Here is a 12,094-nt window from a genome sequence, read left to right on the forward strand (position 1 = left end):
TCAGTTATCAGTTATCAGTTATCAGTTATCAGTGATCAGTTAATTTTCAACTGTCAACTGTAAACTAACTCCTCACTCCTAGTAAGATATTTTTCCATTGCGTAATTTCAGTTATCAGTTATCAGTTATCAGTTATCAGTTATCAGTGATCAGTTAATTTTCAACTGTCAACTGTAAACTAACTCCTCACTCCTAGTAAGATATTTTTCCATTGCGTAATTAATGAAATTTTCTCCTCTGCACTCTACTTGTTGTTTTTTAATGATAGAGAAACCCATACGCTGAAAAAAGGGTTTTGCGGTAATACTAGCTTCGGTATATAAACGATGTATTTCTAATTCATAAGCCTTTGCTTCAATTGCACGGTAAATTTTATTGCCTACACCCATTCGCTGATAATCTTTATGACAGTAAAAACAATCTATATGTCCATCAAGTTCTAACTCGCCAAAACCTGCAATTGTACCGTTATCAACGGCTACATAAGTAAATTTTTGCGAACAAACACTGATCCAATCTCGAAAATAAATATCATCTGGAGCCCATGCTTTCACCTGCAAAACCGAGTAGTCGCGAACATTAACTTCACGTACTGTTTGATGAAATAATCTGGCAATCTGCTCGGCATCTTGTTGATTAAATAATCGTATTTTTATTAAGTTTGCGGATTGGTGATCTGTCATAGGGCATGAGGAATAGTTGACATTTACCCATTGTAAATTACCCATTACCAATTACCAATTACTCATTACCCAAATAAAAAATCCCACACAACCTTAAATTGATAGGGATTTATATATATAACTATGGCAATATTTTTGCAATTTTTTTGTAAAAATATCAGTTATTTACAGAGTGCCATCTGATATATTGTATTTCTGCCCAAGCTTGATTTTGGTGGAAAATTTGGGCAATTTTTGACCATGTTGTCCGTGAAGTATTAGCAAGATCGTATTTTTTTAAATCGCCAAATTTGCAGAACATTTTATATGACCAAGTTGGCTCGTATCCCATGAATCTTGCTATTGCAATCCAATCTGCTAATGAAAATAATGAAATGTCAATTTCGGATTTATTCTTCAAGTCATCGGAACTGATAGTCTTAGCTAATAACATGGCATTCCTATTAAAAAATTATTGTCTACAAACAACCAGAACTGTATAGAAGTCGGATTACTTTTTTGGTTGCGAAAAATAAAATCCACCTCGGTTTTCACATATTTATATTGAAATGTCAAGTAAATTTAAATGCAATTTTGCCAAATATTATTTTGTTAATACACTTTCCGAACAATCCAATACTACCCACTCAATCATCTACAACAATTACACACTCACTATCATTCCCTGACGGTGGATTTTTAATTTTTTGATTTTTTTTGGGAACAATCAACATGGTATTGCAGCCCAGAATACAATTAATCAGAAAATATGAGAGCATTATTTCCCCAACAACATAAAATCTACCTCCGATTGCCTATTGTATTTTGTGGTGTTTTATGCATATTATTAATTTTAACTCCAGTATTTTCAGTCCAAGGTCAGGGAAGCTCAAAGCAAACAATTGACCAACTTAAACAGCAGCGAAAACAGATTCAGCAAACTCATCAAAATACGGTTGTAGAAAAAAATCGTTTAAATAGTTTGCAGCAAGAAGCCGAAAAACGTCTTGGTGGTTTGCAGGAGAATTTACGAACAACTGATAGTCAAATTCAAGACACCGAAAAGCGTTTGGAAATCGCAACTCAACGTCTCGAACAACTGCAAGCAGATTTAGCCACAGCAGAAGTATCCTACGCACAACGTCAAACATCAACCGTTGCTAGACTCAAATTTTTGCAACGTTGTACTACTAGTCAAGGATGGGCTGTTTTATTACAAAGTCGTAATTTAAATGATTTTCTCAGTCGTCGTCGTAATTTAAAGTTAATTTATCAAGCTGATCAAAAAGTTTTGGCAAAGTTAACCCAGGAAGCTAATCGAATAATCCAACAAAAAACCGATATAGAAGGTAAAAAGAACGAAATTGCTTTGATTAGGCAGCAATTACTAGCACAGAAAGCCGATTATCAAGGTCAATCAGAATTACAAACCGAATTAGTACAGCGTTTAAATAGCGATCGCCTGGCATTAGATGCAGCTAGACTTCAATTAGAGAAAGATTCCCAATCGATCGCAATCTTGATTAATCAAAAAGTTGCAGAACAACAAGCCGCGATCGCAGCAGCTAAAGCCCGTAGTCAACAGAGAGACTTCGTGAGTGGAAGTGGTATTATGGCATTGCCCAGCAACGGTTACATCAGTAGTCCTTACGGTTGGCGATCGCACCCACTTCTCGGTTATCGTCGCTTGCATACAGGTATAGATTTTGCAGCCGGTTATGGTAGTACAATTCGTGCCGCTGATTCGGGAACTGTGATCTATTCTGGTTGGTACGGTGGTTACGGCAAAACTGTAATTATCAACCACGGAAAAGGAATTACCACACTTTACGCACACTCAAGTCAATTATATGTACAAGTAGGAGAAAGCGTCAAACGAGGACAAGCCATATCAGCAATCGGTTCTACAGGATTATCAACAGGTCCCCATTTACACTTTGAAGTCCGCAAAAACGGTACTCCAGTAAATCCCGCAGATTATCTTTAATCAAGCAATTTAGTACTACCGGAGTTAGGAGTTAGAAGCAAGAATTTATTACCTATCACCGGCGTTGCTGATTTAATGTATGAACGCGATTATGTGTGATGTGATTTAAAAACCTTGTAGAGACGCGAACTCTTGCGTCTCTACATTTTCAATTCATACCATGATTCAGCAACGCCCTATCACCTATTACCTATTACCTATTACCTATTACCTATGACCTATGACCTATGACCTATTACCTATTACCTATTACCTATTACCTATTACCTATTACCTATCACCTATTACCTATTACCTATTACCTATCCTCCATTATTTAAGCGGAATAAAAAACTCCATTTTTGGACGACGACTCAAAGATTGGTCGCTACCTATTTGATTATTAGTAATTAAAGTAAGGTTACTTGCTTTTGAAGTCACTCCTCCTTGAAAAACTAGTTTTTCTTCGAGAGTTTCACCGGACTTAATTTCAAGTTCGGCATTCTCAAAGGGTAATTTCAAATCGTATTTATTCCCTAAATCATCCACAAGTACAACTCCTTTACCGTGCAAATTTAGATGAATAGTATAGAGGGAAGCATTAGTCACAACGATTTCGATAATAGTATTGTTTTTGGTAAAAGAAATATGAATTAATCTTCCCACAGTTCCATTAGGGTGGTCTGCTTTAACGTTTAAAATCTTCTGTGTTTCGATTAAACTATTGTTATCCTGAATTAAATATTTAACATCAGATGGCTTTTTGACAGTATTAATATTTATTTTTTCGGTGATTATTCGTTGTACTTGTCTATTATTGAACAAAAGTAATATCGTAATACAAGCTATCAGCAAAAATCCAGAAATTATTCCTAGCAGAAAACCACTGTTACTATTATCTACATCAGAAATATGATTATTAATTGGTTGATGTTTTAAATAATTTTTAGTCATATATTATTTTTAATACTGCATGACTATAAAATAACGTTTTTCCGTATTTATATCAGTTTCCGAAGTAACTATTTGATGTAATTTCTTGAGATGATTACTAAAAATTACTGGGATAAATCACCTATTAGGAATCCGGTTTGATTTGTGTCCTTCGGTTTCTGTATGAATGAATATGCACTCAACCACCTCCGGTGGGCTTTGCTTGTTGCTTCCCCAGGATGACCATCTAAGGTGAATATGGCTCCCTACCTAAACAAAATGTTTAATTAATCAAGGCATAAAACTTATGTAGTCAAGAAAGCAAATAAAAGATATACTAATATTGCGAGGGCGCGTAGCTCAGTGGATAGAGCGGCAGATTCCGGTTCTGTAGGTCGGGGGTTCAAATCCCTCCGCGCTCGTTTTTGATAATTAATAATATTCCTTTGATCAAAAATTGGCTAAAGTCTTAATGATTTGCTAGGTTTAATAGATCGATGGTTTATATATATTTCCATATTTCCATCATCTACACGAGTTATACAGCCGAGAATCGGGAATGATTAATCAGAAACAAATTTTAAAATTACTAATATCATCTGCATATCTGCTAGTATCTCACGGAAGTAAAGACCCACGTCCGCAAGTTGCGATGGAAGAATTAGCGCGAAATTTGCAAGATAAGTTAGCTGACTCGAATAATCAAGAAAGAGATGTTAACCATATAGGTACGGCTTACTTAGAAATACATCCCCAACCCCTACACCAACAAATTATAGATTTCAGCAGAAAAATTATTGCTGACGGATGTCGTCATTTAAAGATAATACCTTTATTTTTACTGCCAGGAGTTCACGTTACCGAAGATATTCCTGCCGAAGTCGAGTTAGCTAAACTTGCTCTGAAAGAAGATATTTTCATTGAGTTACAACCATACTTAGGTTCTGACAGAGGTTTGCAAAAATTGCTGACCAGAAAAATTATCGATCCGTCGGTAGATGGCAGAATAATTGTAGCCCACGGTAGCCGTCGCGTCGAAGCAAATAACACCATTCAAGCAATGGCAATTTCTGTAAATGCAGTTGCTGCTTATTGGGCTGTTTCTCCAAGTTTACAAGATATCGTTGCTCAGTTAGTAGCTGATGGTAAGAAAAAAATAGCTATTATACCTTATTTTTTATTTCCAGGTGGTATTACGGATGCCATCATGCAATCTATACAAGATTTAAAATTACAGTTTCCTGAAGTAAGTTTTCAATTATACGAACCTTTAGGAGCAAACGGAGAATTAATTGATTTGATTTGGGATTTAATGCAACAATGAACCGGGAAAATATGCAAAATGCTGCGGGTAAAGTATATTTAGTAGGTGCTGGACCCGGAGACCCTGGATTGATGACTATCAAAGGAAAAGCCTTATTAGAAACTGCGGATGTGGTAATATATGATGCTTTAGTAAGTCCGTTAATTCTCGCAATGGTTAGTCCCCATGCAGAAAAAATTAATGCTGGTAAGCGACGGGGAAGGCATTCTTTATTACAAGATAAAACAACCGAGTTATTGATTCAAAAAGCCCAAGACAATGCCATAGTAGTGCGGCTAAAAGGAGGCGACCCCTTTGTTTTTGGTCGTGGTGGCGAAGAAATGGAGGATTTAATTAAAGCCGGGGTACCAGTAGAAGTAGTACCAGGAATTACAGCAGGAATCGCCGCCCCTGCCTATGCAGGTATCCCATTAACTCATCGTCTTTATAGTTCATCAGTGACATTTGTTACTGGACATGAATCCATCGGTAAGTATCGTCCCGCAGTTGATTGGTTGGCGATCGCCAAAGGTTCGGAGACAATTGTAATTTACATGGGAATTCACAATTTAGCTTATATAGTACAAGAATTATTAAAAGCGGGGTTGAGTGCAGATACTCCGATTGGTTTAATCCGTTGGGGAACTCGTCCTGAACAGGAAGAATTAATTGGTAAATTAGAGACAATTGTGCAAGAAGTGGAAAAAAGCGGGTTTGAAGCACCAGCAATTGTTGTCATTGGTGCGGTGGTGAATTTGCACTCGGTACTTGGGAATGGGTAATTGGGAATAGATTGATTGCAATTATATAATAGTCAGCAATTACCAATTAGCCATTACCACTCAACAGCGAATAATAACTAATCATCCGGACATGATATTATTTATTTTCTCCAACTCGAACAATATATTTAGCAGCCGGGTTGTTGCTGTCAATTTGAGGTACTTTCCCTTGAGCAGCCATTGTTTGATAAACTAAAGCCGCTGTTTCTCCCCGGCTAATAGCTTGAGTGGGATTAAGAATATTAGGATTAGGATAGTTTACTACTATGTTTGATTGAGTTGCTGCTGCAACTTGGGGAACAGCATTTTCCGGAATTTGATCGGCATCTTTGTAAGCTTGTTCAACGATAGATGCTGGGGTTAATGGTGCTGTTGCTGTAGTAGTTGGTTGGGAATCAGTTGCAACTCTGGGAGTTCTAGCAGCATTAGCTCTTTGAATCAGTAAAGGCTGCATCAAAGAAGTAATCCCGATTGGTAACATCAAAGGCTTTCTTCGCCTCATAGCTGCTCTTCTTCTCATATAATATGGAGGAATAGTTGTTACCGGAGAAACTGAAGCCTGATAAGTTAAATCCAAACCTCTTGTTAAAGCATTTATTGCTTCTAACTTACTAACTTCTTGACGGGGACGGAATAAATTTTGATCGCCCGATAAAAATCCTTGTTCTACAGATTCTTCAATTGCTTGACTTGCCCAATAACCTTGGGGAACATCGTTATATACTGAACCACTTTCAATTTGCTTTTCTTTATTTTGCTCAAAAGCTTTACGAATTATCGCGGCAAATTCGTCTCTTTCTAATGCTTGTTTTGGTCTATAAGTACCATCGGGATAACCTGTGATAATATTTCTTTGTGCTAAACCTCTAATAAATGGTTGCGCCCAATAATCAGCTGGTACATCAGGAAACGTTGATTGTGGGGAAGTTTGAGCATTACTTACTAATGGAATGGCTGCACCAATTGCTAAACCTAAAGTGATTATAGATGCGCCGATAATTCGCAACTGTCCTAAGTTACTCATTAATAATATCCTCAAAAAATTATATTACCCTAATGTAGATACTAAGTTGTTAACTCTCAATCATTTATCCATCTGAAGATATAAAAGTTTAATTTTAACTTTAAGTTTAATTTTAAGTTTAATTTTAATTTTATTAATCTCCTGTAATTGTCGATGATTTTTCTTGAATTTCTAAATCGGGTAAACCTTCCAACTTTTCGGAAACTTTTTCCGCAGGTAACATCGGTACAATTACGCTTAAACCACCGGGAATACATTCTACTTCCAAAGGTGTATTGCCAATCATTTCACCATCCAAAACGATTTTTTGCGGAGGATTTGTAGTGATTTTCACCCGCTTTGTGCGTAAATAACCGATGTCATCCCGTTGTGCTGCATCTCCCCGTAAACCAGTTTGGAATAGGTGATAAGAAGCGGCGATCGCAGCTGACCAAGTATTAGATGAAATAATGGTAACATCAAGTAATCCGTCGTCGTAAAGAATACCTGCGGGTCCTTGAGCTAATATTGATGTGGGTGGTGCAGCATTTGCCACAGTTAAAGCACCAGCAGAAACCCGAATAATTTTATCATCGGTTTCAATTTCCGCTTCAAATAATTCTAATTCCCGTAATTGCTGTATTCCCGAAACTAAATAAGCCAAAGCACCCCAGCGTTGTTTGGCTTCTCGTGAAGCATTTTCTATAGTTTCGGCTTCAAAACCGATTCCAGCTAACAATGTCATTAATCTACCATTGCATCTGCCAATATCAATTCGACGAGTTTTACCCGATAAAATCGTTTCACAAGCTTCATCCAAAGTATCAGGAATACCCAAAGCAGAAGCAAAAGCGTTTGCAGTCCCCCTCGGAATTACTCCCAAAGGAATAGTTGTTTCTCCTAACGCTCTAGCTGTTTCTGAAAGAGTACCATCACCACCAGCAGCAATTATAATTTCAAAATCTTTTTTTACTGCTTCTTCAGCTAATTTATCAGCGCTAATTTCTTCTGTAGTAAATTGAATATCCAATTCAAACTGAGAAGACAACAGTTCTTTTATCCTTTCTAAATCTTGCTCGGAATTATTGGAACCAGCAACGGGGTTAAAAATTAGACAAGCTTTTCGGTGCATAGCAACCTGTGGCGGTTTAGAAGTATAGATAGTATTAGATTCTTACTATATTCTATAAGATTAAAAAACAACAATCTAGCTAAAGAAGTAATTTTACTTGGATGGAATCATAAAAAACTTTATCTTAGAGATATATATGTCAAATTGTCATCGTCAATAATCTGACGTTTTACTTAGCACTACTTCTTTTTATAGAAAAAAAGAATTTGATAATCTATCCAACGATAAAGGTTTTATTCATGCAACATAATCTAACATTAATATGAGAGAAAAACCTCAATTCAGTTTTATTTGAGTAACTGAATTTTATAGATATTATCCGACATTATCCGACAAAGAGAGGAATAAAGAGTAGCAGATGTTTTTCCACAAAAAAGAACTGATTAATAAAGAAGTAAAAATTGACGAACCCAACCCTCGTTTTGCTCAACTTTTACTAGAGCAATTTGGTGGTGCAACTGGTGAACTTTCTGCGGCTTTACAGTACTGGGTACAGTCTTTTCATACGGAAGATGCAGGTATTAAAGATATGCTGCAAGATATCGCTACCGAAGAGTTTAGCCATTTGGAAATGATTGGTAAACTAATCGAAATGCATACCAAGAATGTAGATCAAACTGATGCATTTAAAAGCACTTTATTTGCAGTAAGAGGTCAGGGACCCCACTTTTTAGATTCTCAAGGTTCTGCTTGGACTGCAACCTATCTGAATGAAGGAGGTAGTGTAGTTAGAGATTTACGAGCAAACATTGCAGCGGAAGCAGGTGCGCGGACTACATACGAATCCTTGATTTTATTAGCACCAGACCAAGGAACTAAAGATACTTTAGTACACTTGTTAACGCGGGAAATTTCTCATACTAAAATGTTCATGAAAGCCTTAGATTCTATGGGTAAGTTAACAGACCCCTTCTTCGGCAATATCCCACCCGATTCTACCGTAGACCTTTATTACAACTTATCTAGCAACGGTGGTAAAGATCAGCGTGGACCTTGGAATTCTGATGAAAACTTCCGCTACGTTGCTGATCCAATGAAAGAGAAAGTATAACTTCTTTACCACTTGAATTTTACTACGTAAGCAATTAATTTATGGGGAACCATAACTAGGGGAGAAGGTATGATTTTGCCTTTTCCCTTTTTTTGAATGAGCTTGTCAAAGTTTTGAAAAGTCGGGTTTTTGAATTCGGAAAACCCTACTTATTTTGATTTGATTGAACTATATTCTCTTAATCAAAGAAGATGAAAAAATTTGATTATTCATTAGATTATAAAAATATAGATTTTCGTCAATCTCCCGAACTTTATATAGTAGGAAAAGGAGAACAGGGAGTACTCTTAGTAGAACCTTACAAGTCGGAAATTTTGCCGTATTGGCGCTTTAAAACACCAGACATTGCCTTAGAATCAAGCAACAAAATATATCAACTATTTCTTGACTATCTCAATCAAAATGATTTTGTCGGTGCGGATATGGCGCGAAAGTTTTTACAAATGGGCTATACCCGTGCGCGTCGCTATGCTAATCATAAAAGCGGTAAAAAATACCGTAGCAATCCCCAAAAAGCTACTTCAAAAGAAGCAGAAGCAAAACTACGACAAGATATTTTACCGAATCAAGAAGACCCTGTAAAAGCAGAATCAGCAGCGATATTTAAAGAAAAATGGCAGCAAGCAAAAAATAACGAAAAATATTTACAGCTTTTAGCAAAACATTTATCAGTTAACAGTTAACAGTTATCAGTTGCGACGGTATATGGTCAAAGATAAGGTAGGAAGCCCCTGCTTTTATGTAGGTTACTTTTTTAGGCATCGGTTTTACCGTGGGAACTCCCTGTTAGCGCCAGTGTGAACCCATAACAGTCCTCTGATTGCGCCCTTGTTTCCAGCTTCACTCTGTAAGAATCGAGCTTACTCGGTGTGGACAGGTAAGGAGTCACGCTTGAATCTAGCGGGTAGGGCTTTCACCTACATCGTAAAAAGAGTTCAGTGTTTGACAGGAGCCAAGTATCACTGGATTAGTTATTTACGGGCTGATTACCGTGATTCACTAATCAACGAATCGCACTACGGATAATATTTGCAGCATCATTACAATCTGCATTTATTTTTATCCCTGTACCTGTTTTGAATAAACCGAATTTATATTGGAAACATTTATTTTTTTATAACTATAAAATGTATGTCCCTATTCGCAACCGAACAAGCCCACAAATAGTAAGAATTATCTGTTCATACTTATTTGAATCTAATCTAAATCTTTCTTGAACTACTCTAAAAATTTTCACTAAGCGAATTGAATGCTCCACAAAAATTCTTTCAAATGCTAAGTCTTTATTATTCTGTTTTTCTTCAATAGTTAATTCTTTGTTTTTAGGTTTTTTCTGAGGCCTTTTTATTGATTTTCCGCCTTGATATGCTTTATCCCCATGAAATTTTTGTTTTGGGTCAAAACCTTTTTGACTTTCGTTAAACATACTAATGTCACTTTTTGGACCCGGTTCTCCTGCGACTACATCAACAATATCTTTGCCATTCGGTAAAACGATTAATTGACTTTTTCGAGTATGATTTACTTTTTTCCCTGAGTAATACTTTTTCTGTTCTTTGTAGTCTCCAGGTCTTTCTATTGGTTGCTCGTAGGCATCAACTATTAACTCAAACTCTGTCAAAATTTCTTTGACAATCTCGCTGTCGCTGGAGTTTTTTTTACCTCTTCAAGTAGACTTGATGGTAGCAGTTCTTTCAATAATGGAAACCAATAATTAAATGTATCGTTTGCAGTACTTTCACTGACGCGCCTCTTGAATACCGAGTAATTGAAATGTTGTTAAATGTCTTAAATATGTTAGTGTTAATATTATCTGCTCAGGTGGGGATAGTTTTGTTTTTCTACCACCTCCACCTCGAATAATTCTTACTTTTTTAGATTCAGCTACTTCAAGTTTATAATTGTATAATTCTATGGCTTTTTCTAAAAGCTGTTTTAACTGCTCATATTTCAAGCCAAGTAAACGTTGTGCCTCGTGAGGATTCTTTTCAATATACTCTAATACGGTACTCATAACGCTTCGCTAATATACCCTTTTATATTATTTTACCAGAGTTTAATTATTTTTCGGAGATGTCTAATGTGAATCCGGGAGTAATCTGCGTAAAGTCTTACTAGAAAATAACGTTGAACTTTATAACGGTAACTCAAAAATGATTAACTGTAGGGGTATCGGCAGTTGCGGTACTTGTGCAGTTGCAGTGCAAGGGGAAGTCTCAGAACCTAATTGGAAAGAAAAGACAAGGTTGGAACTTCCTCCACATTCTTCTAATAATAATCGCCGTTTAGCTTGTCAAATTAAAGTTAATGGAAATGTCCGCGTTACTAAGTATGATGGCTTTTGGGGACAGGGTTCCGGGGTGGTATGGACGAGTTAGGGAATTTTAGTAAGTTTTTGATAATAGGCAAAAGTTGAATATTGAATCTTTTTTAACCGTTTTATATCCCCCATACTCAATTATCAAAACTAAAACCAGCCTTCTTGTTCGAGAGTTTCGATTAATTGAATTCCACGAGGATCTCCGACTCCTAACAGTGCGGCTTTAGTATCTTCACGCACTCCTAAATCTTCATCTTCAGCAAAAGCTTGAATCAAAGCATCGATGGCAGTAGCATAAACAATATTAGAAGGTAATTCGCGGCATAATTGTCCAATTGCCCAAGCACAATTACTCCGTACTGCTGGCATTGAGTCCTTTACCAAGCCTTCAATCAAAGGTGGAATTGCACCTACAACTGCTTCATAACCAACTTCTGCCATTTGTGCCAGAGAACTAGCAGCCCACAATCGCACAGCGGAAATATCGGTTCTTAAAGCATCAGCTAAAGGCGCTAAACAGCGTATATCTCGGCAGTTACCTAATGCCCAAACTACACCTTTTCGTACATAGCCATTCCAATCACGATTCAATTGCTCAATCAACGGTTCAACTGCATCCGGGCTGGGATTGCGTCCAATACCATACGCTGCACTGACTCGCACCAAAGGACAAGTATCTGTTAATAAGCCAATTAAATGAGGAATAGCACGAACATCTTCTATATCGCAAAAAGCACGAGCCGCCAGCATTCTCTGCTGTGGCTGGGGATTTTCGAGCAGCGCTAACATCACCTCCGGATTCGGTTTTACCGCTTCTGAATCCGCACTCAGCGGCTCCATCTTATCTAGGGGGCTTTCTAGTTCTGCTTCGACATCAAGTAGGTAATCGTCATCTGTATCATACATAAATTTAAAATTACCATTACCTTAGTACCTTTGGGA

Annotated in this window: 14 protein-coding genes and 1 tRNA gene; 7 read left to right on the forward strand and 8 right to left on the reverse strand. The window is 37.0% G+C overall.

Annotated features, from left to right (window positions below; all coding sequences use genetic code 11):
* Positions 1-167 precede the first annotated feature (167 nt).
* Together IQ247_RS28700 and IQ247_RS28705 are read right to left on the reverse strand one after the other, a co-directional pair.
* Entirely contained in the window at positions 168-728 is a 561-nt protein-coding gene (locus IQ247_RS28700) for a GNAT family N-acetyltransferase (RefSeq protein ID WP_228060130.1), read from the reverse strand.
* A gap of 112 nt (positions 729-840) precedes the next feature.
* A complete protein-coding gene (locus IQ247_RS28705) occupies positions 841-1,116 on the reverse strand; it encodes a hypothetical protein (protein WP_193925198.1) in 276 nt (91 codons plus the stop codon).
* 315 nt (positions 1,117-1,431) lie between these two features.
* Between IQ247_RS28705 and IQ247_RS28710 the strand changes: the two genes are divergently transcribed.
* Positions 1,432-2,649 (forward strand): murein hydrolase activator EnvC family protein, encoded by a 1,218-nt coding sequence (locus tag IQ247_RS28710; RefSeq protein WP_193925200.1) that lies wholly within the window; start codon positions 1,432-1,434, stop codon positions 2,647-2,649.
* A gap of 312 nt (positions 2,650-2,961) precedes the next feature.
* Here the strand turns inward: IQ247_RS28710 and IQ247_RS28715 are convergent, their stop codons facing one another.
* A complete protein-coding gene (locus IQ247_RS28715) occupies positions 2,962-3,582 on the reverse strand; it encodes a hypothetical protein (RefSeq protein WP_193925202.1) in 621 nt (206 codons plus the stop codon).
* Between the two features lie 328 nt (positions 3,583-3,910).
* On the opposite strand from IQ247_RS28715, the gene IQ247_RS28720 reads away from it, so the two are divergent.
* The 3 genes from IQ247_RS28720 (at position 3,911) to cobA (ending at position 5,646) form a co-directional block, all read left to right on the forward strand.
* A tRNA-Arg gene (locus IQ247_RS28720) sits at positions 3,911-3,983 on the forward strand.
* A gap of 137 nt (positions 3,984-4,120) precedes the next feature.
* Positions 4,121-4,885: a sirohydrochlorin chelatase gene (locus IQ247_RS28725; RefSeq protein WP_228060131.1), complete on the forward strand. Its 765-nt coding sequence runs from the start codon at positions 4,121-4,123 to the stop codon at positions 4,883-4,885.
* On the forward strand, positions 4,882-5,646 hold the full coding sequence (gene cobA, locus IQ247_RS28730; RefSeq protein ID WP_193925204.1) for a uroporphyrinogen-III C-methyltransferase: 765 nt from the start codon (positions 4,882-4,884) through the stop codon (positions 5,644-5,646). The genes IQ247_RS28725 and cobA overlap by 4 nt, the downstream gene beginning before the upstream one ends.
* Positions 5,647-5,743: 97 nt before the next feature.
* Here the strand turns inward: cobA and IQ247_RS28735 are convergent, their stop codons facing one another.
* Positions 5,744-6,670: an S-layer homology domain-containing protein gene (locus tag IQ247_RS28735; RefSeq protein WP_193925206.1), complete on the reverse strand. Its 927-nt coding sequence runs from the start codon at positions 6,668-6,670 to the stop codon at positions 5,744-5,746.
* Positions 6,671-6,803: 133 nt separating this feature from the next.
* Positions 6,804-7,781 carry a YegS/Rv2252/BmrU family lipid kinase gene (locus tag IQ247_RS28740; protein WP_193925208.1) on the reverse strand — a complete coding sequence of 326 codons (978 nt, stop codon included), beginning with the start codon at positions 7,779-7,781 and terminating at the stop codon, positions 6,804-6,806.
* A gap of 358 nt (positions 7,782-8,139) precedes the next feature.
* Here IQ247_RS28740 and IQ247_RS28745 point away from each other — a divergent pair, with 358 nt between their 5' ends.
* Positions 8,140-8,832, forward strand: a complete 693-nt coding sequence (locus IQ247_RS28745) for a manganese catalase family protein (protein ID WP_193925210.1) — start codon at positions 8,140-8,142, stop codon at positions 8,830-8,832.
* A 191-nt stretch (positions 8,833-9,023) separates the two neighbouring features.
* Positions 9,024-9,515 carry a DUF4385 domain-containing protein gene (locus IQ247_RS28750; protein ID WP_193925212.1) on the forward strand — a complete coding sequence of 164 codons (492 nt, stop codon included), beginning with the start codon at positions 9,024-9,026 and terminating at the stop codon, positions 9,513-9,515.
* A gap of 437 nt (positions 9,516-9,952) precedes the next feature.
* Here IQ247_RS28750 and IQ247_RS28755 read toward each other — a convergent pair whose 3' ends face one another.
* Both IQ247_RS28755 and IQ247_RS28760 read right to left on the reverse strand, forming a co-directional pair.
* The gene (locus IQ247_RS28755; RefSeq protein ID WP_228060132.1) at positions 9,953-10,453 is read right to left on the reverse strand and encodes an HARBI1 family protein; all 501 of its coding nucleotides are present in this window, start codon (positions 10,451-10,453) and stop codon (positions 9,953-9,955) included.
* Positions 10,454-10,570: 117 nt separating this feature from the next.
* Entirely contained in the window at positions 10,571-10,846 is a 276-nt protein-coding gene (locus IQ247_RS28760; RefSeq protein WP_193925214.1) for a transposase family protein, read from the reverse strand.
* A gap of 139 nt (positions 10,847-10,985) precedes the next feature.
* Between IQ247_RS28760 and IQ247_RS28765 the strand changes: the two genes are divergently transcribed.
* A complete protein-coding gene (locus tag IQ247_RS28765; protein WP_445974535.1) occupies positions 10,986-11,210 on the forward strand; it encodes a 2Fe-2S iron-sulfur cluster-binding protein in 225 nt (74 codons plus the stop codon).
* Between the two features lie 89 nt (positions 11,211-11,299).
* Here IQ247_RS28765 and IQ247_RS28770 read toward each other — a convergent pair whose 3' ends face one another.
* On the reverse strand, positions 11,300-12,058 hold the full coding sequence (locus IQ247_RS28770; protein WP_193925216.1) for a HEAT repeat domain-containing protein: 759 nt from the start codon (positions 12,056-12,058) through the stop codon (positions 11,300-11,302).
* Positions 12,059-12,094: the final 36 nt, after the last annotated feature.

Source organism: Plectonema cf. radiosum LEGE 06105, from assembly GCF_015207665.1.
Taxonomy (GTDB): domain Bacteria; phylum Cyanobacteriota; class Cyanobacteriia; order Cyanobacteriales; family Nostocaceae; genus Rivularia; species Rivularia radiosa_A.

Bases quoted from the DNA above. Each gene is read 5' to 3' on its own strand.
- IQ247_RS28700 (WP_228060130.1), bottom strand. From the start codon at position 728: ATGGGTAATTTACAATGGGTAAATGTCAACTATTCCTCATGCCCTATG.
- IQ247_RS28705 (WP_193925198.1), bottom strand. From the start codon at position 1,116: ATGTTATTAGCTAAGACTATCAGTTCCGATGACTTGAAGAATAAATCC.
- IQ247_RS28710 (WP_193925200.1), top strand. From the start codon at position 1,432: ATGAGAGCATTATTTCCCCAACAACATAAAATCTACCTCCGATTGCCT.
- IQ247_RS28715 (WP_193925202.1), bottom strand. From the start codon at position 3,582: ATGACTAAAAATTATTTAAAACATCAACCAATTAATAATCATATTTCT.
- IQ247_RS28725 (WP_228060131.1), top strand. From the start codon at position 4,121: ATGATTAATCAGAAACAAATTTTAAAATTACTAATATCATCTGCATAT.
- cobA (WP_193925204.1), top strand. From the start codon at position 4,882: ATGAACCGGGAAAATATGCAAAATGCTGCGGGTAAAGTATATTTAGTA.
- IQ247_RS28735 (WP_193925206.1), bottom strand. From the start codon at position 6,670: ATGAGTAACTTAGGACAGTTGCGAATTATCGGCGCATCTATAATCACT.
- IQ247_RS28740 (WP_193925208.1), bottom strand. From the start codon at position 7,781: ATGCACCGAAAAGCTTGTCTAATTTTTAACCCCGTTGCTGGTTCCAAT.
- IQ247_RS28745 (WP_193925210.1), top strand. From the start codon at position 8,140: ATGTTTTTCCACAAAAAAGAACTGATTAATAAAGAAGTAAAAATTGAC.
- IQ247_RS28750 (WP_193925212.1), top strand. From the start codon at position 9,024: ATGAAAAAATTTGATTATTCATTAGATTATAAAAATATAGATTTTCGT.
- IQ247_RS28760 (WP_193925214.1), bottom strand. From the start codon at position 10,846: ATGAGTACCGTATTAGAGTATATTGAAAAGAATCCTCACGAGGCACAA.
- IQ247_RS28765 (WP_445974535.1), top strand. From the start codon at position 10,986: ATGATTAACTGTAGGGGTATCGGCAGTTGCGGTACTTGTGCAGTTGCA.
- IQ247_RS28770 (WP_193925216.1), bottom strand. From the start codon at position 12,058: ATGTATGATACAGATGACGATTACCTACTTGATGTCGAAGCAGAACTA.